The 16,525-nt window shown below is 64.3% G+C and carries 21 protein-coding genes and 1 tRNA gene; 14 read left to right on the top strand and 8 right to left on the bottom strand.

All coding sequences use genetic code 11. The features are described 5' to 3' along the window. Nucleotides 1-103: 103 nt before the first annotated feature. The 8 genes from AB4M76_RS15355 (at nucleotide 104) to recO (ending at nucleotide 5,569) form a co-directional block, all read left to right on the top strand. Complete coding sequence (locus AB4M76_RS15355; protein WP_368442873.1) at nucleotides 104-856, top strand: pyridoxine 5'-phosphate synthase; 753 nt, start codon at nucleotides 104-106, stop codon at nucleotides 854-856. Between the two features lie 102 nt (nucleotides 857-958). Next, on the top strand, nucleotides 959-1,402 hold the full coding sequence (locus tag AB4M76_RS15360; protein WP_368442874.1) for a PA2169 family four-helix-bundle protein: 444 nt from the start codon (nucleotides 959-961) through the stop codon (nucleotides 1,400-1,402). Nucleotides 1,403-1,562: 160 nt separating this feature from the next. Further along, nucleotides 1,563-1,964 carry a holo-ACP synthase gene (gene acpS / locus AB4M76_RS15365; protein ID WP_368442875.1) on the top strand — a complete coding sequence of 134 codons (402 nt, stop codon included), beginning with the start codon at nucleotides 1,563-1,565 and terminating at the stop codon, nucleotides 1,962-1,964. Nucleotides 1,965-2,077: 113 nt separating this feature from the next. Next, nucleotides 2,078-2,914, top strand: a complete 837-nt coding sequence (gene lepB / locus AB4M76_RS15370; RefSeq protein WP_368442876.1) for a signal peptidase I — start codon at nucleotides 2,078-2,080, stop codon at nucleotides 2,912-2,914. Further along, the gene (rnc, locus tag AB4M76_RS15375) at nucleotides 2,911-3,597 is read left to right on the top strand and encodes a ribonuclease III (protein ID WP_368442877.1); all 687 of its coding nucleotides are present in this window, start codon (nucleotides 2,911-2,913) and stop codon (nucleotides 3,595-3,597) included. The genes lepB and rnc overlap by 4 nt, the downstream gene beginning before the upstream one ends. After that, a complete protein-coding gene (gene era, locus AB4M76_RS15380) occupies nucleotides 3,594-4,502 on the top strand; it encodes a GTPase Era (protein WP_368442878.1) in 909 nt (302 codons plus the stop codon). Before rnc ends, era begins: the two co-directional genes overlap by 4 nt. Before the next feature lie 15 nt (nucleotides 4,503-4,517). Continuing rightward, nucleotides 4,518-4,847 (top strand): DUF1491 family protein, encoded by a 330-nt coding sequence (locus tag AB4M76_RS15385; RefSeq protein ID WP_368442879.1) that lies wholly within the window; start codon nucleotides 4,518-4,520, stop codon nucleotides 4,845-4,847. Next, nucleotides 4,847-5,569, top strand: a complete 723-nt coding sequence (recO, locus tag AB4M76_RS15390) for a DNA repair protein RecO (protein WP_368442881.1) — start codon at nucleotides 4,847-4,849, stop codon at nucleotides 5,567-5,569. Before AB4M76_RS15385 ends, recO begins: the two co-directional genes overlap by 1 nt. On the opposite strand, the gene AB4M76_RS15395 is transcribed toward recO, so the two are convergent. Both AB4M76_RS15395 and AB4M76_RS15400 read right to left on the bottom strand, forming a co-directional pair. Continuing rightward, nucleotides 5,553-5,945 carry an META domain-containing protein gene (locus AB4M76_RS15395; protein WP_368442882.1) on the bottom strand — a complete coding sequence of 131 codons (393 nt, stop codon included), beginning with the start codon at nucleotides 5,943-5,945 and terminating at the stop codon, nucleotides 5,553-5,555. The genes recO and AB4M76_RS15395 overlap by 17 nt on opposite strands. 70 nt (nucleotides 5,946-6,015) lie before the next feature. Further along, a complete protein-coding gene (locus AB4M76_RS15400; RefSeq protein ID WP_368442883.1) occupies nucleotides 6,016-7,698 on the bottom strand; it encodes an acyl-CoA dehydrogenase family protein in 1,683 nt (560 codons plus the stop codon). Nucleotides 7,699-7,840: 142 nt separating this feature from the next. Between AB4M76_RS15400 and AB4M76_RS15405 the strand changes: the two genes are divergently transcribed. Continuing rightward, nucleotides 7,841-8,605, top strand: coding sequence for a sulfite exporter TauE/SafE family protein (locus AB4M76_RS15405; RefSeq protein ID WP_368442884.1), 765 nt, complete (start codon nucleotides 7,841-7,843; stop codon nucleotides 8,603-8,605). A 179-nt stretch (nucleotides 8,606-8,784) separates the two neighbouring features. On the opposite strand, the gene AB4M76_RS15410 is transcribed toward AB4M76_RS15405, so the two are convergent. Further along, nucleotides 8,785-8,860: transfer RNA gene (locus AB4M76_RS15410), tRNA-Ala, on the bottom strand. Between the two features lie 92 nt (nucleotides 8,861-8,952). Next, entirely contained in the window at nucleotides 8,953-9,282 is a 330-nt protein-coding gene (locus AB4M76_RS15415) for a TIGR02300 family protein (RefSeq protein WP_368442885.1), read from the bottom strand. Nucleotides 9,283-9,393: 111 nt separating this feature from the next. Here AB4M76_RS15415 and AB4M76_RS15420 point away from each other — a divergent pair, with 111 nt between their 5' ends. Further along, the gene (locus tag AB4M76_RS15420) at nucleotides 9,394-10,080 is read left to right on the top strand and encodes a M48 family metallopeptidase (protein ID WP_368442886.1); all 687 of its coding nucleotides are present in this window, start codon (nucleotides 9,394-9,396) and stop codon (nucleotides 10,078-10,080) included. 12 nt (nucleotides 10,081-10,092) lie between these two features. Here AB4M76_RS15420 and AB4M76_RS15425 read toward each other — a convergent pair whose 3' ends face one another. Beyond that, the gene (locus tag AB4M76_RS15425) at nucleotides 10,093-10,386 is read right to left on the bottom strand and encodes a Dabb family protein (RefSeq protein WP_368442887.1); all 294 of its coding nucleotides are present in this window, start codon (nucleotides 10,384-10,386) and stop codon (nucleotides 10,093-10,095) included. Nucleotides 10,387-10,512: 126 nt separating this feature from the next. On the opposite strand from AB4M76_RS15425, the gene AB4M76_RS15430 reads away from it, so the two are divergent. After that, the gene (locus AB4M76_RS15430; protein WP_368442888.1) at nucleotides 10,513-11,163 is read left to right on the top strand and encodes a GntR family transcriptional regulator; all 651 of its coding nucleotides are present in this window, start codon (nucleotides 10,513-10,515) and stop codon (nucleotides 11,161-11,163) included. A 3-nt stretch (nucleotides 11,164-11,166) separates the two neighbouring features. Here the strand turns inward: AB4M76_RS15430 and AB4M76_RS15435 are convergent, their stop codons facing one another. Beyond that, on the bottom strand, nucleotides 11,167-11,472 hold the full coding sequence (locus AB4M76_RS15435) for a hypothetical protein (protein ID WP_368442889.1): 306 nt from the start codon (nucleotides 11,470-11,472) through the stop codon (nucleotides 11,167-11,169). A 302-nt stretch (nucleotides 11,473-11,774) separates the two neighbouring features. Here AB4M76_RS15435 and AB4M76_RS15440 point away from each other — a divergent pair, with 302 nt between their 5' ends. Beyond that, nucleotides 11,775-12,221 carry an N-acetyltransferase family protein gene (locus tag AB4M76_RS15440; RefSeq protein WP_368442890.1) on the top strand — a complete coding sequence of 149 codons (447 nt, stop codon included), beginning with the start codon at nucleotides 11,775-11,777 and terminating at the stop codon, nucleotides 12,219-12,221. On the opposite strand, the gene AB4M76_RS15445 is transcribed toward AB4M76_RS15440, so the two are convergent. After that, nucleotides 12,218-13,180, bottom strand: coding sequence for an acetyl-CoA carboxylase carboxyltransferase subunit alpha (locus AB4M76_RS15445; protein ID WP_368442891.1), 963 nt, complete (start codon nucleotides 13,178-13,180; stop codon nucleotides 12,218-12,220). The genes AB4M76_RS15440 and AB4M76_RS15445 overlap by 4 nt on opposite strands. 156 nt (nucleotides 13,181-13,336) lie before the next feature. After that, nucleotides 13,337-14,296, bottom strand: coding sequence for an L-malyl-CoA/beta-methylmalyl-CoA lyase (locus AB4M76_RS15450; protein ID WP_368442892.1), 960 nt, complete (start codon nucleotides 14,294-14,296; stop codon nucleotides 13,337-13,339). Nucleotides 14,297-14,553: 257 nt separating this feature from the next. Here AB4M76_RS15450 and dgcN point away from each other — a divergent pair, with 257 nt between their 5' ends. Beyond that, nucleotides 14,554-15,555: an N-acetyltransferase DgcN gene (dgcN, locus tag AB4M76_RS15455; protein WP_368442893.1), complete on the top strand. Its 1,002-nt coding sequence runs from the start codon at nucleotides 14,554-14,556 to the stop codon at nucleotides 15,553-15,555. A gap of 2 nt (nucleotides 15,556-15,557) precedes the next feature. Continuing rightward, entirely contained in the window at nucleotides 15,558-16,523 is a 966-nt protein-coding gene (dgcA, locus tag AB4M76_RS15460; protein ID WP_368442894.1) for an N-acetyl-D-Glu racemase DgcA, read from the top strand. Nucleotides 16,524-16,525 lie beyond the last annotated feature (2 nt).

Here is a 16,525-nt window from a genome sequence, read left to right on the forward strand (position 1 = left end):
CAGCCCCTTGCCCCCCGACAAAATTTACGAAAATTAGCCCGCGCCCTATGGGGTTGGCCAAAATTCCGACCTATGGTTGCCGCAAGTGATGAAAGGGATGACCATGGCTGACCAACCGAAGCTGAGATTGGGCGTGAACATCGACCATGTGGCAACCGTGCGCAATGCGCGGGGCGGTGCCTATCCTGACCCGCTGCGCGCCGCCAAGATCGCCGAAAAAGCGGGCGCCGACGGGATCACCGCGCATCTGCGCGAAGACCGCCGCCATATCTCGGATGCGGATATCGAAGGGTTGATGGAGGTGCTCTCGGTGCCGCTGAACTTTGAGATGGCCGCCACCGATGAGATGCAACAGATCGCCCTGCGCCACAAGCCGCACGCGGTTTGCATCGTCCCGGAAAAACGCGAGGAACGCACCACCGAAGGCGGGCTGGAAGTGGCGCGCGAGGAAAACAAGCTGGCCCATTTCATCGCCCCCCTGCGCGAGGCGGGCTGCCGCGTGTCGATCTTTATCGCCGCCGAGTCTGCGCAGATCGAAGCCGCCAACCGGATCGGGGCCGAGGTGATCGAGCTACACACCGGCGCCTATTGCGATGCCTTTGCCGAGGGCCGTTGGGAAGAGGCCGATGCCGAACTCGCCAAACTGCGCGAGATGTCGGTCTTCGCCGCCTCGCTGGGGCTGGAGGTTCATGCCGGCCACGGGTTGACCTATGACACCGTCACCCCCGTCGCCGCCTTCCCCGAGGTGCGGGAGTTGAACATCGGGCATTTCCTGATCGGAGAGGCGATCTTTCTGGGGCTGGAGCCTGCCATTGCCGAGATGCGCCGCCTGATGGATGAGGCCCGCGAGGGCTGAGCCGGGCGCGGCGAAAAAACACTCATTGCTGCTTTCGCTATGGACCTAATGCCGCGCTGTCGCGTTGGGACGGCAGACTGGTAACATAGCTAGGAGGCAAGAATGAGCGATCATATCGACACATTGAAGAAACTGCACACCCGCCTGATCGACAGCCGCGATGGCTATCGCGAATCCCGCAAGCAGGTCTCGGATGAGGCGAGCTTTGTCGGCTTTTTCGACAAGCGCATCGCGGAACGTGAGAAGTTCCACACCGAGCTGCACCGGCAGTTGGGCGTCGAGGGCGTCGAAGTGTCCGAGAGCGGTTCGGCCAGCGCCACGGCGCACCGCGGCTGGCTTAAGCTGCGCGATGCGGTGACCGGCGACGATGAGGCGGTCTATGACGAGGTGATCAACGGTGAAACCGCCTTGCTTGAGAATTATGACGACGCGATCAAGGCCACCGCTGGCCGCCCAGGCTATGAATTCCTGACCCAACAGCGGGCCGACGTACAGCGCGCCATTGACGAGGCGCGGGCCGAGAAGGCCCGCCACGCCGCCGTCTAAGCTGCGGCACCTTTGACCTTACTTTACGCCGCTCCTTCGGGGGCGGCGTTTTGCATGTCCGCCCGAAAAGCCCGCACCGCAATCGGCTTTTCCTTACCGGCCCCGCGTGGTCTATTGGCCGCAACAGCGCGGCGTCCCGCGCGCAAGAGAATGGCACCCAATGATCCTTGGCATCGGCACCGACTTGGCGAATATCGACCGTATCCAAGGCACGCTGGACCGTTTTGGCGACCGCTTTCGCAACCGGGTTTTCACCGAGGTCGAGCAGCGCAAGGCCGAGCGCCGCCGCGATGTCGCGGGCACCTATGCCAAACGCTGGGCGGCGAAAGAGGCCTGTTCCAAAGCGCTTGGCACCGGGTTGCGCATGGGGATCGCCTGGCGCGACATGGCGGTCAGCAACCTGCGCACCGGCCAGCCGGTGATGGAGGTCACGGGCTGGGCGGCCGAGCGTCTGGCCGCGATGACGCCCCCCGGCCATGAGGCGATCATCCATGTCACCCTGACCGACGATCACCCCTGGGCGCAGGCCTTTGTGGTGATCGAAGCGCGTCCGCTGGTCTGACCGCCGCATTCCGGGCCAATTCCCGGCCCCCGGCGGCCCCACGGCGCCGCTTCTCTTGACTTGCCCGACAGCGCCAAGCATGTAACGCCAAACCGATATGTCAGGAGCGCCGCATGGCCGCCAAGGAAAAAACCGGCAACGCCTTTGTTGAAACCATCAAGACCATCTTCTGGGCGCTGCTGATTGCCGGTGTCTTTCGGACGCTCTTTTTCCAACCCTTCTGGATTCCCTCCGGCTCGATGAAAGAGACCCTGCTGATCGGTGATTTCCTTTTCGTGAACAAAATGGCCTATGGCTACTCCTATGCTTCCTGCCCCAGCCTGATGCTGCCCGGCATGGGGATCGAGATCGACGCCAAGGATGTTTGCGGGGTCTTTGACGGCGACAACGAGCGGCTCTTCGGCTCCGAGCCGGAACGCGGCGATGTGGTGGTGTTCCGTCACCCGGTTTCGGGGCGCGACTATATCAAACGTCTGATCGGCCTGCCCGGTGACAAGGTGCAGATCCGCAATGGGGTGATCAGCCTGAATGGCACCCCGGTCAAACATGAAGACGATGGCGTGTTCGAAGAAGTCATGGCGCCGCAAGGCCCACAACGTCTGCGCCCGCGCTGTGAAAACGGCCCCGTGGGCCAAGGTGGTATCTGTAAAAAGAGCCGCCAGATCGAAACCCTGCCCAATGGCGTGTCCTATCCGGTGCTGAACATCGGCGATCAGCAGTCGGACAACACCGGTGTCTATACCGTGCCCGAGGGGCATTACTTCTTCATGGGCGACAACCGCGACAATTCCGCCGACAGCCGTTTGGCGCAGCGCGCGGGCGGCGTGGGCTTTGTGCCGTTCGAGAACCTCATTGGCCGGGCCGACCGCATCATGTTCAGCTCGGCTGGCCGCTCGATGCTGTTCTTCTGGACATGGCGTGGCGACCGTTTCTTTGAAGCGGTCAGATGAAGCTGAGCGGGGAACTCAAAGCCTTCGAGGCGCGGATCGGCCATAGTTTTGCCAAGCCGGACCTGCTGGGCCGCGCCGTGACCCATGCCTCCATGTCCTCGGCCAACCGGGACGACAACCAGCGGTTGGAGTTTCTGGGCGACCGGGTCTTGGGGCTGGTGATGGCCGAAGCGCTGCTGGCGCTAGACCCCGGCGCTACCGAAGGGCAGTTGGCGCCGCGTTTCAACGCGCTGGTGCGCAAGGAGACCTGCGCCGATGTGGCGCGGGAGATTGATCTGGGCAAGGTGCTTAAACTGGGCCGGTCCGAGATGATTTCAGGCGGGCGACGCAAACAGGCGCTTTTGGGCGATGCGATTGAAGCGGTGATCGCGGCGGTCTATCTTGATGGGGGCTTTGACGCGGCCAAGGAGTTGGTGCTGCGGCTTTGGGGCGACCGGCTGAAGACCGTCAAGGAAGATGCCCGCGACGCCAAGACCGCCTTGCAGGAATGGGCGCAGGCGCGCGGCTTCAACCCGCCACGCTATGTCCAGACCGGGCGCAGCGGGCCGGACCATGCGCCGGTCTTTACCATCACCGCGCGGCTCGACAATGGGGCCGAAGCCGCCGCCACCGCGCCCTCGAAGCGCGCCGCCGAACAGGCCGCCGCCACCACGCTGCTGCGGCAATTGGAGAGTAACTCATGACCACCCGCGCCGGATTCGTCGCCCTGATCGGAGAGCCCAACGCGGGCAAATCCACGCTGCTGAACCGCATGGTGGGGGCCAAGGTCTCGATCGTGACCCATAAGGTCCAGACCACCCGCGCCCGCATCCGCGGCGTCACGATGGAGGGCGAGACGCAATTGGTTTTCGTCGACACGCCGGGCCTGTTCCAGCCGCGCCGGCGGCTGGACCGCGCCATGGTCGCCGCGGCTTGGGGCGGGGCTGCGGATGCCGATGTGATCGTGCTGCTGATCGAAGCGCATCGCGGCGTGACCGAGGGTGTGGAACGCATTCTGGAAGAATTGGGCAACATCGCCAAGGGCCGCCGCGTGGCACTGGCGATCAACAAGATCGACCGCGTCGAGGCGCCGGTGCTGCTGGGGCTGGCCGAAAAGATGAACGCGGCTTTCGATTTTAGCGAGACCTTCATGATCTCCGCCGAGCGCGGCCATGGTGTCGACACGCTGCGCGAATGGCTGGCGGGCGAGGTGCCCGAAGGCCCGTGGCTCTATCCCGAGGACCAGATCGCCGATCTGCCGATGCGCAACATCGCGGCCGAGATCACCCGCGAGAAACTGACCCTGCGCCTGCATCAGGAACTGCCCTATCAGCTTACTGTCGAGACCGAGAATTGGGAAGAGCGCAAGGACGGCTCGGCCCGGATCGACCAATTGGTCTATGTCGTGCGCGATGGCCACAAGGGCATCGTGCTGGGCAATAAGGGCGAGACGATCAAGGCCGTGGGCAAGGCCGCGCGCGAGGAGTTGGAAGAGTTCCTTGGCCGCAAGGTGCATCTGTTCCTGCAGGTGAAAGTCCGGGCCAATTGGCTGGAAGAGGCCGAGCGCTACTCCGAGATGGGCTTGGATTTCAAAGATGGCAACGACTGAGCGTAAAGGCCAGCCATGCCCCGCCTGACCGCGCGTTTCTGGGTCGATGCCTATCTCGCGCGGCTACGGTTGCAGGACATTCCCGCTTTCGTCGTGGCGCATGGCGATGACACCGGCGGCGCGGTGCTAGTCAAACTGGCCACGCTGGATGGCCGCGCCGTGCTGTTTCAACGCTCCTTTGACCTGATGACCGGGGATCGGAAGTGGGTTGAACTTGCCTCGGGCGATGAAAGTGAAGTCGACGCCACCGTCGCCCGCCAGCGCAGCTTCGACCCGGACCTCTGGGTGATCGAGGTCGAAGACCGGCAGGGCCGTCATCTGCTGGACGAACCGGGGCTGGCCTGATGGAATGGCGCGATCAGGGCATCTTGCTGAGCGCGCGGCGACATGGCGAGACCTCGGCCATTATCGAAGTCTTCACCCCCGAGCAGGGCCGCCATGCCGGCGTCGTGCGCGGCGGCACCAGCCGCAAGATCGCCCCCAGCCTGCAACCCGGCGCGCAGCTTGATCTGGCCTGGCGGGCGCGGTTGGAAGACCATATCGGCGCCTTCACCGTTGAGCCACTGCGCAGCCGCGCCGCGGTGGCGATGCAGGACCGTCTGGCGCTGGCGGGGCTTAATGCGGTGACCGCGCTCTTGGCCTTTTGCCTGCCCGAACGCGAGCCGCATCCGGCGCTTTACCGCCGGACCGAGACGCTCCTCGATATGCTGGGGCAGGGGGAGGTCTGGCCGCTGGCCTATCTCAAATGGGAGCTGCGGCTGTTGGAGGAAATGGGCTATGCGCTCGACCTTGACACCTGCGCGGTGACAGGGGCGCATGAAGGGCTGATCTATGTCTCGCCCAAGTCCGGCAGGGCGGTCTCGGCCCAAGGCGCGGGGGAGTGGGCGGACCGTCTGCTGCCGCTGCCCCCGGTGCTGCGCGGCGGGGCGGGGAGCGATGCTGAAGTGGCGCAGGGGCTGACCACCACCGGCCACTTTCTCACCGCGCATCTGGCGCGGGATCTGGGCGGCAAACCGCTGCCGGAAGCCCGCGCCCGCTTCATCGACGCCTTCAGTCGGCGGCTTTGAACACCAGCGTTGCACCGCTGTCGTTTGACAGGGTCAAAATGCCCGCGTCGACCGTGGCGGTCGTGGCTTGATCCAGCCCGTTCAAGAACGCCGTTTCCAGCGCCAGATCCGGGCAGGCCATGCGGGTGGCGGCGATGGGGCCTGTCTCGAACGCCGGGAAGTCGGCGGTCAGGGGGCCGCTGAAGCTGTTGCAGGGTGCTTTGCCAGCGATCTGCCCGGCTTCGGGAAACATCAGCGTTGCGCGGGCGGTGACAGCTTCGCCATTCAGCGTCGTAAGCTGCCAGGTCGTGCCGCTATCGCCATAGACGTCGGGCGTGCCATCGCTTTGACACTGGGGAAGCACGACGAGGCTGGCGAGGATCAGAAACATGCGCATGGGGCATCCTTTCGAGTAAACCGCCGCCTATGTCCCCGACATTGACGGCAGGTTCAACCCATGCGCTGGCCTAGCCCAATAGCCGCCGCGCGATGACCTGTGCTTGTATTTCGGCGGCACCCTCGAAGATGTTGAGAATCCGTGCGTCGCAGAGCACCCGGCTGATCTTATACTCCAGCGCAAAACCGTTGCCGCCGTGGATCTGCAAGCCATTGTCGGCGGCGGCCCATGCGACCCGCGCGCCGAGCAGCTTGGCCATGCCCGCTTCGACATCGCAGCGGCGCCCGGCGTCCTTCTCGAAGGCGCTGTAGTAGGTCAGCTGCCGCGCCACCATCAGCTCCACCGCCATCATCGCCAGCTTGCCCGACACGCGGGGGAAGTTGATCAGCGCCTTGCCGAACTGCTTGCGGTCTTGGGCATATTGCATCGAGATATCGAGCGCCGATTGCGCGACGCCAATGGCGCGGGCGGCGGTCTGGATACGGGCGGACTCGAAGGTTTCCATCAACTGTTTGAAGCCCCGGCCTTCCTCGCCGCCCAAAAGGTTCTCGCCCTTCACCTCGAAACCGTCGAAGCCAAGCTCATATTCCTTCATCCCGCGGTAGCCCAGCACCTCGATCTCGCCACCGGTCATGCCGGGGGTGGGGAAGGGGTTGGCATCGTCGCCGGGGGTCTTTTCGGCCAGAAACATCGACAGGCCCCGGTGGTCGGTGGTCTCAGGGTCGGTGCGGGCCAGCAGGGTCATCACATGGGTCCGCGCGGCATGGGTGATCCATGTCTTGTTGCCGGTCACCTTGTAGTCGTCCCCGTCCTTCACCGCGCGGGTGCGCAGGCTGCCGAGGTCGGAGCCTGTGTTCGGTTCGGTAAAGACCGCCGTCGGCAGGGTTTCGGCACTGGCGATGCGGGGCAGCCATTTCTCTTTCTGCGCGTCGGTGCCGCCGCAGAGGATCAGTTCCGCCGCGATCTCAGACCGGGTGCCGAGCGAACCAACGCCGATATAGCCGCGCGAGAGTTCCTCGCTGACCACGCACATGGAGGCTTTGGTCAGCCCCAGCCCGCCGTATTCTTCGGGGATGGTCAGGCCGAAGACGCCCATCTCGGCCAGTTCCTCGATCACCTCCATCGGGATCAATTCATCTTTCAGGTGCCAATCATGGGCGTGCGGTTCGACCTTCTCCACCGCGTAGCGGCGGAACTGGTCGCGGATCATCTCAAGCTCTTCATCCAGGCCGCTGACGCCAAAGGTCACATCGGCATTGCGCTCCTGCATCAGCTCCACCAGCCGGCTGCGCGCGGCTTGGGTGTTGCCGCTGCGGGTCAGGGTGGTGATTGCAGGGTCGTCGAGCGTGGCCTCATCTTCGGCGCTCAACCCCAGATCTTGCAGGCGCAGCATTTCGCCCTGGTTCATCTGAATGCCGCCGCTGATCTGGCAGAGGTATTCGCCAAAGGCGATCTGATGCAGCAGCTGTTCCACCTCGCCAAAGCGCCCGTCACCTTGCAACCGTTCGGCCCAAAGCTGCATCTGCCGCAGCGCCTGGACATAGGTCGCAAGCCAGGCCAGCCCATGGGCGGCGGTCTGGTTGGCCTCGATCAGCTTGGCCGACACCCGGTCGCCGTCGCTCACCTGCGCCCGCACGGCGGCGGTGGCGCTGTCGAGCAGCCGGTCGAGCGGCGCCAGCGCCGCGCCGGTCAGCCCGGTCAGATCGTCGAGAATTACGCTATGCATCGTCATGTCCTGACCGTCATGTGCCATGGGCTGTCCTTTCTTGCTTGGGGCAGACATAGCGCCTTCGCAGTTGCAGCACAACAAAGATACGTTTTGCCGCGACGTTTTGTTTTATTCTTGCGCGATGATTTTCATCGTGCAGCCGGGGATCAGCCTGCTATGTAGCGGCATGGACAGTATTTTCCCCTTTCTCACCCCGTTCGAATTCTACGCCGCATTGGTCATCGGGCTCTGTGCCGGATTCGTCAAAGGCGTGGTCGGTTTTGCCTTGCCGCTGATTTTGATCTCGGGGCTTACGACCTTTATGGCGCCAGAGCTGGCGCTTGCGGGTCTGATCTTGCCCACGGTTCTGGCGAATGCGTTTCAGGCCTTGCGGCAGGGGCCGAATGCGGCGCTGCGCACCATTCGCATGTTCTGGATTTTCCTGCTGTGCGGTGCCGCCGCCATGACGATCACCGCGCAGCTGGTCCAATCGGTGCCGCAGTCCCTGCTGCTTTTGCTGATCGGCGGGCCGGTGGTGTTTTTCACCCTGTTGCAACTGTCGAAATACAAGTTTCACCTGCCCCGCCGCTCGGGGCGGGTCGAGGCGCTGGTGGGCGGTTTTGCCGGGGCGATTGGCGGGCTGTCGGGCGTCTGGGGGCCTCCGACCGTGGCCTATCTGACGGCGCTTGGCACCGATAAACACGATCAGATGCGGATACAGGGGGTGATCTACGGGCTGGGCGCCATGGCGCTGCTTGGCGCGCATCTGGGCTCGGGGGTGCTGAACGCGCAGACCTGGCCCTTCTCGGCGCTGCTGCTGGCGCCAGTGATGCTTGGGGTCTGGCTGGGCGGCAAGGTGATGGACCGGGTCGATCCGGTGCTGTTTCGCAAGATGACCTTGGTGGTGCTCTTGCTGGCGGGGCTGAACTTGATTCGCCGGGCGCTGTTCTGAGAGGCCCGGAATAATGCCGCAGGCGCCGGGCCGTCGCCTGCCCGCGGGAAGGCGCCGCGCGCAATGTATCTTTATTTAATCGTGAGATACCGCTGTTTCGAGTGTAGATCTGTTGTGCAGCGCTCTCATCGCTTCTTCGAAGCGACTGCCGCGAGTCACACCTTACTGCGTAAGGTGTTTGGTGGAGCCTAGCGGGATCGAACCGCTGACCTCCTGCATGCCATGCAGGCGCTCTCCCAGCTGAGCTAAGGCCCCATCGTGGATCATGTGATCCGGGTCGTTCTGTGGCGCTGTCTAGGCGCTGGCGAAGGCGGGATCAAGCGGAAAATGACCCCGCCGCCGATTAATTAATCTTCGTCGTCCGAAGCGACTTCGGCCAGATCGTCGAGCGGCACAGTATCCGTGTCGTCGTCATCGTCGTCCAGCAGATCATCGTCCAGATCGACGTCCACGGCATCATCGTCATCAACGAGCGAATCGTCGTCAACTTTGTCGCCCTTCTTGGCTTTCGCTGTGGCCGCATCCTCGGCATCCGCCGCGATCATGCGGGATTTGGCATTGTCGACCTCGACCTCTTCGCCCGTGTAGGGGCTGATGATCGGATTCTTGTTGAGGTCATAGAAGCGCTTGCCCGTAGTGGGGCACAGGCGCTTGGTTCCCCATTCTTCGTTGGGCATGAAACACCCCTTTATAATATTGCTGTTGCGTGTAGATGATTCCGGCCAAGTGCCATATGAGGGGGGCACTGTCAAAGGCTTTGGCCTCTATCTAGGGACGTTGCCCCGGTAATGAAAGACCCTGTGCTGCCCGGCAACCCGCCGATTCCCCTGACGCTGCGCCGTTCCGCGCGGGCGCGCCGCATTTCCCTGCGGATTTCGCAATTGGATGGGCGGGTGACCCTGACCCTGCCGAAACGGTTGCCCGAGCGCGAGGCGCTGGCCTTCGCCGAGACCAAGCAGGACTGGATTCGCAAGCATCTCGCCGCCCGGGGGGCGGATGTGATCGTCGGCCCCGGGGCGGAGCTTCCGCTGGCCGGCAAGATGCTGCGGGTCACCGCCGGGCCGGGGCGCGGTGTGCGGATCGGGGCGGCGGAGATCGCCGTGCCGGGGCCGGAAGAGAGCATCGGCAAGAGGCTCGCCGCGCATCTGCGCGAAATGGCCCGGGACCGGCTCGCAGGCGCCTGTGACGGCTATGCCGCGCGTTTGGGCCGGCCCTATCATCGTCTGACCCTGCGCGATACGCGCTCCCGCTGGGGCTCCTGCACCAGCGACGGCGGGCTGATGTTCTCCTGGCGGCTGATCATGACCCCGCCCGAGGTGCTGGACTATGTCGCGGCGCATGAGGTCGCGCATCTGGCGCAGATGAACCATTCGCCCGCCTTCTGGGCCGAGGTCACGCGGATTTACGGCGACTATGGCCCGGCCCGGCAATGGCTGCGGGACCATGGCGGCGGGCTGCACCGCTACCGGTTTTAGGGCGCGGCGTCTTTAGAAATCCGCCGGCACCCGCATGTCGCGCAGGGGCCGCACGATGTCGATAGACTCCTGATAGATCGGATGGGCCTTGTAAGCGGCCAGTGCCTCGGCATCGGGAAACTCGGCATAGACCACCACATCCACCGCGTCCGAGAGCGCATCGACGCGGCTGTTCTCGCAGATCTCAAAGCAGGTCGAATGGGGGATGTCGGCAAGTTTCCAAAGCCCCGCCTTGATCGCGGGAATGTCCTTGGGGTCTTTGGCTGAAAAGAAAACCACATGGCGGATGAAGTCTCTTTGGGTCACGGGGGGCGGCTCCTTTGGCAGTTTGGCCCCCGATAGACCGCAGTGCCCCGCAGGGCAACGGGTGATCCAGCGCGCACCGCAAACGCCGCACTTGACCTCTTGGCCGCTTGTGATCACAACCGCCCCATGAACCTGAGCCCCCGCCCCATCGAGGCCACGCCATTGGCCCATGACCGCGTCTATCGCGGGCTCCGCTCGCGCATCATGCATGGCGATCTGCCCCCCGGCCACGCGCTCACCCTGCGCGGCGTGGGGCGTGAATACGACGTGTCGATGACCCCCGCCCGCGAGGCCGTGCGGCGGCTCGCTGCCGAAGGGGCGCTGACCATGTCGACCTCGGGGCGGATCTCTACGCCTGAGCTCAGCAACGAGCGGATCGAGGAACTGGCGGCGCTGCGGGCGCTTTTGGAGGTCGAACTGGCCTCCCGCGCCCTGCCGCGCGCCCATATGGCGCTGATCGAGCGGATGCAGACGATCAACACCAATATCGCCGAAGCGGTCGCGCATCGGGATGCGGTCAGCTACATCCGCACCAATCTCGAATTCCACCGCACGCTCTACCTGCGCGCGCAGGCGCCCGCGATGCTGGCCATGGCCGAAACGGTCTGGCTGCAGATGGGGCCGACCATGCGCGCGCTCTATGGCCGGCTGCGGCGGACCGAGCCGCCGCATTTCCACCGTCTGATCATTGCCGCGCTGCGGGCCGGGGATGAGCCCGGCCTGCGGCTCGCGGTGCGCTCGGACGTGACCCAGGGCCTGCGGATGCTGGCCAGCTGAGCCCTATCCCGTCACCCCCTCCTTCTCGGGAAGGCCGGGTTCCACCATCCAATGGGTGCCGGTCGACAGGATGCAGCTGATGCCATCAGGACGGCTCATCAGCACGGTGAAACTGCCGCTTTTGGGGGAGGCGAAAATCTCGATCAGAGACTGCCCGCTTTGCAGGCCGCGGGCCGAGAGGGTCTCGCCATAGGCCGCTTCCAGCCGGGTCACAAGGGCCGTACGCGGGGCGCAGGACTGGGCCCAGACGGGCGGGCCGGTGCAGGCCATGCCAAAGAGCAGGGCGGCGGTGAGGATACGTTTATACATGACAGGCTCCTTTGCGATGCGGGGATCGGGGCGCCCAGTCGTGTCGGGGTCTCGCGGACGCCCTCTGCTATAAATATCGGGTCTCAGGCCCGTGGTTTCAATTCACATCCTGTCACGAAAGCGGCTGCGGTCGCTTGACAGCCGGGCTGGGCAGGCGCATGAGATGGCCCATGGAAAAGACCTGCACCGCAACCGTCTATTACCCCCGCTCCTAACCGGCGCGGCCCCTTTCCCCTATCCAACAGCCGCCACAGTGCGGCTTGGCTTGTCTCCCTGTGGTGCCCCCCCCAGAAAGAGACAATATGCCCCTGATCCGCCCTGCCGAAAAATCAGACCTGCCGATGGTTCTCGACCTCGCCCATGCGCTGGCCGCCTACCACGGCGACGCAGCCACGCTGACCCTGCCGGCCTTGGAGCGCGACAGCCTCGGCCCCGCGCCATGGATCACCTTGCTGGTGGCCCAGGGCAACACGGGCCTGCAGGGCTATGCCGCGCTATGCCCGCAGATGCAGTTGCAATTCGGCGCGCGGGGGATGGATCTGCATCATCTGTTCGTCTGCGACACGGCGCGTGGCAAGGGGCTGGGCCGCGCGCTGGTGCAGGCCGCGCTCGATCACGCAAGGGCGCAGGGCTGCGCCTATGTCACCGTCGGCACGGACCCGCGCAACCAGCGCGTCCAGGGCTTCTACCGCCGCGCTGGCTTTGATCAGATCGCAGCCGATCCGCGTTTCAGGGCAAGGCTGGCCTAGGCCGCCAGCCCCTTGCGGCCCATTTCAAGAAATTTGGTCCGGCGGTCCTTGATAAGCGTCGGGCCGTCCTTGCCATCAAGGTCTTGCAACATCTCACCAATCGCCTCGCCCACAGCGGCGATGGAGTCTTCGGCATGCCGATGCGCGCCGCCCATCGGCTCGGGAATGATCCGGTCGATCACCCCAAGCGTCTTGAGCTCATCCGCCGTCAGCCGCATCTGCTCCGCAGCCTCGCGCATCTTCTCGCTGTCTTTCCACAGGATCGAGGCACAGCCTTCCGGCGTGATCACCGAATAGACCGAATGTTCCAGCATCGCCACACGGTTCGCCGTGGCAAAGGCCACCGCCCCGCCAGAGCCGCCTTCGCCCACGATCACGCTAATGAGCGGCACGCCGATCTGCAGACATTTCTCGGTCGAACGCGCAATCGCCTCGGACTGGCCGCGCTCCTCGGCCCCCTTGCCGGGATAGGCGCCGGGCGTATCAACAATGGTCACCACCGGCAGATTGAACTTATCGGCCAGTTCCATCAGACGCACCGCTTTGCGATAGCCCTCGGGCCGCGCCATGCCGAAGTTCCGCTCGATCCGGCTCTTGGTATCATTGCCCTTCTCATGGCCAATCACCACCACCGGCGTGTCATTGAACCGCGCCAGGCCGCCCATGACCGCATGGTCATCGGCAAAGTTCCGGTCCCCCGCCAAAGGCGTGAACTCGGTAAACAGCGCTTCGATATAGTCCTTGCAATGCGGCCGCTCCGGATGCCGCGCCACCTGGCATTTGCGCCAGGGTGTGAGCGACCCATAAAGGTCCTCCAGCATCACCGCGGCTTTCTTGTCCAGCGCCTGGGCCTCGGCGGTGATGTCCATCTCTTCGTTGGACCGGGCCAGCGCCCGCAGCTCTTCCGCCTTGCCTTCAATCTCGGCCAGTGGTTTTTCGAAATCCAGATATTGGGTCATTGCATGCTCCGGCTTGTTGCCTGTGTATATGGAGCGCAATGCGCCGGTTTGCAACGCAGCTTCGCAAGGCAGGGAAGCCCGGCCTTCTCCCTTCATCCTTTTTCAAATACCCGCGGGGGTCCGGGGGCAGCGCCCCCGGCGGTCTGCAAAGCGCGCTCAGCTCTCGGCAATCATCTCGGACTGGCGCACAATCACCTCGGCCTGTTTGATGCTTGCGATATCGACCAGCCGTCCCTTATAGACGGTGGCCCCTTCGCCCTTGGCCTTGGCCTCTTCCATCGCAGCCAGAATCTCCCGCGCTTCGGCCACGGCTTCGTCAGAGGGGGTGAAAACCTCATTGCTCAGCGCCACCTGCTTGGGGTGGATCGCCCATTTGCCGACCATGCCCAAGGTGGCCGAGCGCCGGGCCTGTGCGCGAAACCCTTCGTCGTCCGAGAAATCGCCAAAGGGCCCGTCAACCGGCAGCACGCCATGGGTCCGGCAGGCCGCCACAATCGCCGCCTGTGCCCAGTGCCAGGGGTCGGACCAATGTTTCTGGTCGCCGCGCTGCATGTAATAGTTCTCCTGCGTGCCGCCGATGCCGGTGGTCTGCATCCCCATGGAGGCGGCGAAATCGGCCGCCCCCAGCGACATCGCCTGCAAGCGCGGGGAGGAGGCCGCGATCTCTTCCACATGGGCGATGCCCGCGGCGGATTCGATGATGACCTCAAAGCTGATCTTCTTCTCGCGGCCCTTGGCGGTCTCCACCGCCGTCACCAGTGCATCCACCGCATAGACATCCGCCGCGCAGCCGACTTTCGGAATCATGATCTGGTCAAGGCGCGGCCCGGCTTGTTCCAGCAGCTCCACCACATCGCGGTACCAATAGGGCGTGTCCAACCCGTTGATCCGGACCGAAAGCGTCTTGTTGCCCCAGTCGATCTCGGAAATCGCCTTGATGATATTGGCCCGGGCACTGTCCTTGTCCGAGGGCGCGACGCTGTCTTCGAGGTCGAGGTTGATCACATCGGCATCCGATGCCGCCATCTTCTCGAAAATCGCCGGGCGGGAGCCGGGGCCGAACAATTGGCAGCGGTTCGGGCGGGCAGGGGCGGCAGGCTGAATGCGGAAGCTCATGGGGCACCTATTGGTAATATTGTTTCATATGGTTTCAGCTTTCTGGTAGGAAATTGCGCCCTCAATCGCAAGCGTGATTTCGCAGTTGCAGCATTTGGGCGGGCTTTCGGGCGGCCCGGGGTCGCGCACGATTTTTGCGCAGCTAAAGATAATTTGCGACAAATGCGGCGCATTAAGGCGTTCCCGCGTCGACAACGCCACGCACTTGCGTATTCTCGCGCGCAATATGCGGACAAATTCAATGCCGGAGGCCTGCCATGATCAAAACCCCCTATCTGCTCTTTCTGGGCGACGCGCCCGACTCCCTTTCTGCCAAGGTTGCCCAAGGCATCAAAGACTGGCGTCCCGACAATGCCGTCGGCCAGTTCCGCATGGAGGGCTGCAAGGCCGACCTTGGCCTGCAAGACATGACATTGGCCGAAGCGCGTGAGGCCGGAGCAGAGACTTTGGTCATCGGGGTTGCCAACCGCGGCGGCAAAATCAGCGCGGCTTGGAAAGAGGTGCTGATCGAGGCGCTGAACATGGGCTTCGACATTGCCTCTGGCCTGCACAACCTGCTGCGCGATGAAGCCGATCTGGTCGCCGCCGCCGAAGCCAGCGGCACCACGTTGCATGACGTGCGCGTGCCCAGCGTCGAATACCCCATTGCCGACGGCAAGAAACGCAGCGGCAAGCGGGTCTTGGCCGTGGGCACCGATTGCTCGGTCGGGAAAATGTACACCGCCCTCGCGCTGGATGAGGCGATGCGCGAGAAGGGCATGAAAAGCACCTTCCGCGCCACCGGCCAGACCGGCATCCTGATCACCGGCGAAGGCGTGCCGCTGGACGCCGTGATTGCCGATTTCATGGCCGGATCGGTGGAATATCTGACCCCCGCCAATGACGATGACCATTGGGACATCATCGAAGGGCAGGGCAGCCTGTTCCACGTCTCCTACTCCGGCGTGACCATGGCGCTGATCCACGGCGGCCAGCCGGATGCGCTGATCCTTTGCCATGAGCCGACCCGCACCCATATGCGCGGCCTGCCGGAATACAGCCTGCCCAGTCTCGAAGCGGTGCGCGACATGGCCCTGACGCTGGCGCAGGTGCCGAACCCCGACTGCAAGGTGGTCGGCATTTCCGTCAACACCTACCACATGTCCGAAGCCGAGGCAGATGCCTATCTGGCCGAGGTCGAAGAGCGTCTGGGCCTGCCGGCGGTCGATCCCTTCCGTCAGGGCGCCGCGCGACTGGCCGATGCGCTGGCGGCGCTGTGACCATGCAGATCGACGTTACCGCAGATAGGTTCAAACTGGCGCAGGTCTTTACCATCAGCCGCGGCTCACGGACCGAGGCCAAAGTGCTGACCGTCCGCGTGACCGAGGACGGCGTGACCGGCTGGGGCGAATGCGTGCCCTATGCGCGCTACGACGAGACCCTCGAATCGGTCACGGCAGAGATCAAGGGCCTGCCCGGCGATATCACCCGCCAAGCGCTCTATGATCTGCTGCCCGCCGGGGCCGCGCGCAATGCGGTCGACTGCGCGCTATGGGATCTGGAAGCCAAACGCGCGGGCAAACGGGTCTGGGAACTGGCCGGGCTGACCGCGCCGGGGCCGGAGATCACGGCCTATACGCTCTCGTTGGACGACCCTGAGGCGATGCGCGCGCAGGCGGCGAAGCACAGCCACCGCCCGCTCTTGAAGATCAAGCTCGGCACGCCAGACGACATGCCGCGGCTCGAAGCGGTCCGTGCCGGTGCGCCCGATGCCACCATCATCATCGACGCCAATGAGGGCTGGTCGGCGGAGGTCTATGCCGACCTCGCCCCGCATCTGGTCCGCCTGGGTGTGGCGCTGGTCGAACAACCTCTGCCCGCTGGCGAAGACGACGCGCTGCTGGGCATGGACCGCCCCGTGCCCGTCTGCGCGGATGAGAGCTGCCATGACCGCGCCAGCCTGCCCGGCCTCAAGGGCAAATACGATGTGGTGAACATCAAGCTCGACAAGACCGGCGGGCTGACCGAAGCGCTAGCCTTGCGCGATGCGGCGCGGGCCGAAGGGTTTGAGGTCATGGTGGGCTGCATGGTCGGCTCGTCGCTGGCGATGGCTCCGGCGACACTGGTCGCGCAAGGGGCAAAGGTCGTGGACCTTGACGGCCCGCTGCTTCTGGCAGAAGACCGCGACAATGCTTTGAAATTTGACGGCGCGGGCGTGCATCCCCCCGTCGCCGCGCTTTGGGGGTGACC

It is taken from the genome of Sulfitobacter sp. PS-8MA (assembly GCF_040933935.1).
Taxonomy (GTDB): domain Bacteria; phylum Pseudomonadota; class Alphaproteobacteria; order Rhodobacterales; family Rhodobacteraceae; genus Sulfitobacter.

What these genes read in the sequence shown, in the direction of transcription:
- AB4M76_RS15355 (WP_368442873.1), top strand. Translation starts at nt 104, where the DNA reads ATGGCTGACCAACCGAAGCTGAGATTGGGCGTGAACATCGACCATGTG.
- AB4M76_RS15360 (WP_368442874.1), top strand. Translation starts at nt 959, where the DNA reads ATGAGCGATCATATCGACACATTGAAGAAACTGCACACCCGCCTGATC.
- acpS (WP_368442875.1), top strand. Translation starts at nt 1,563, where the DNA reads ATGATCCTTGGCATCGGCACCGACTTGGCGAATATCGACCGTATCCAA.
- lepB (WP_368442876.1), top strand. Translation starts at nt 2,078, where the DNA reads ATGGCCGCCAAGGAAAAAACCGGCAACGCCTTTGTTGAAACCATCAAG.
- rnc (WP_368442877.1), top strand. Translation starts at nt 2,911, where the DNA reads ATGAAGCTGAGCGGGGAACTCAAAGCCTTCGAGGCGCGGATCGGCCAT.
- era (WP_368442878.1), top strand. Translation starts at nt 3,594, where the DNA reads ATGACCACCCGCGCCGGATTCGTCGCCCTGATCGGAGAGCCCAACGCG.
- AB4M76_RS15385 (WP_368442879.1), top strand. Translation starts at nt 4,518, where the DNA reads ATGCCCCGCCTGACCGCGCGTTTCTGGGTCGATGCCTATCTCGCGCGG.
- recO (WP_368442881.1), top strand. Translation starts at nt 4,847, where the DNA reads ATGGAATGGCGCGATCAGGGCATCTTGCTGAGCGCGCGGCGACATGGC.
- AB4M76_RS15395 (WP_368442882.1), bottom strand. Translation starts at nt 5,945, where the DNA reads ATGCGCATGTTTCTGATCCTCGCCAGCCTCGTCGTGCTTCCCCAGTGT.
- AB4M76_RS15400 (WP_368442883.1), bottom strand. Translation starts at nt 7,698, where the DNA reads ATGGCACATGACGGTCAGGACATGACGATGCATAGCGTAATTCTCGAC.
- AB4M76_RS15405 (WP_368442884.1), top strand. Translation starts at nt 7,841, where the DNA reads ATGGACAGTATTTTCCCCTTTCTCACCCCGTTCGAATTCTACGCCGCA.
- AB4M76_RS15415 (WP_368442885.1), bottom strand. Translation starts at nt 9,282, where the DNA reads ATGCCCAACGAAGAATGGGGAACCAAGCGCCTGTGCCCCACTACGGGC.
- AB4M76_RS15420 (WP_368442886.1), top strand. Translation starts at nt 9,394, where the DNA reads ATGAAAGACCCTGTGCTGCCCGGCAACCCGCCGATTCCCCTGACGCTG.
- AB4M76_RS15430 (WP_368442888.1), top strand. Translation starts at nt 10,513, where the DNA reads ATGAACCTGAGCCCCCGCCCCATCGAGGCCACGCCATTGGCCCATGAC.
- AB4M76_RS15435 (WP_368442889.1), bottom strand. Translation starts at nt 11,472, where the DNA reads ATGTATAAACGTATCCTCACCGCCGCCCTGCTCTTTGGCATGGCCTGC.
- AB4M76_RS15440 (WP_368442890.1), top strand. Translation starts at nt 11,775, where the DNA reads ATGCCCCTGATCCGCCCTGCCGAAAAATCAGACCTGCCGATGGTTCTC.
- AB4M76_RS15445 (WP_368442891.1), bottom strand. Translation starts at nt 13,180, where the DNA reads ATGACCCAATATCTGGATTTCGAAAAACCACTGGCCGAGATTGAAGGC.
- AB4M76_RS15450 (WP_368442892.1), bottom strand. Translation starts at nt 14,296, where the DNA reads ATGAGCTTCCGCATTCAGCCTGCCGCCCCTGCCCGCCCGAACCGCTGC.
- dgcN (WP_368442893.1), top strand. Translation starts at nt 14,554, where the DNA reads ATGATCAAAACCCCCTATCTGCTCTTTCTGGGCGACGCGCCCGACTCC.
- dgcA (WP_368442894.1), top strand. Translation starts at nt 15,558, where the DNA reads ATGCAGATCGACGTTACCGCAGATAGGTTCAAACTGGCGCAGGTCTTT.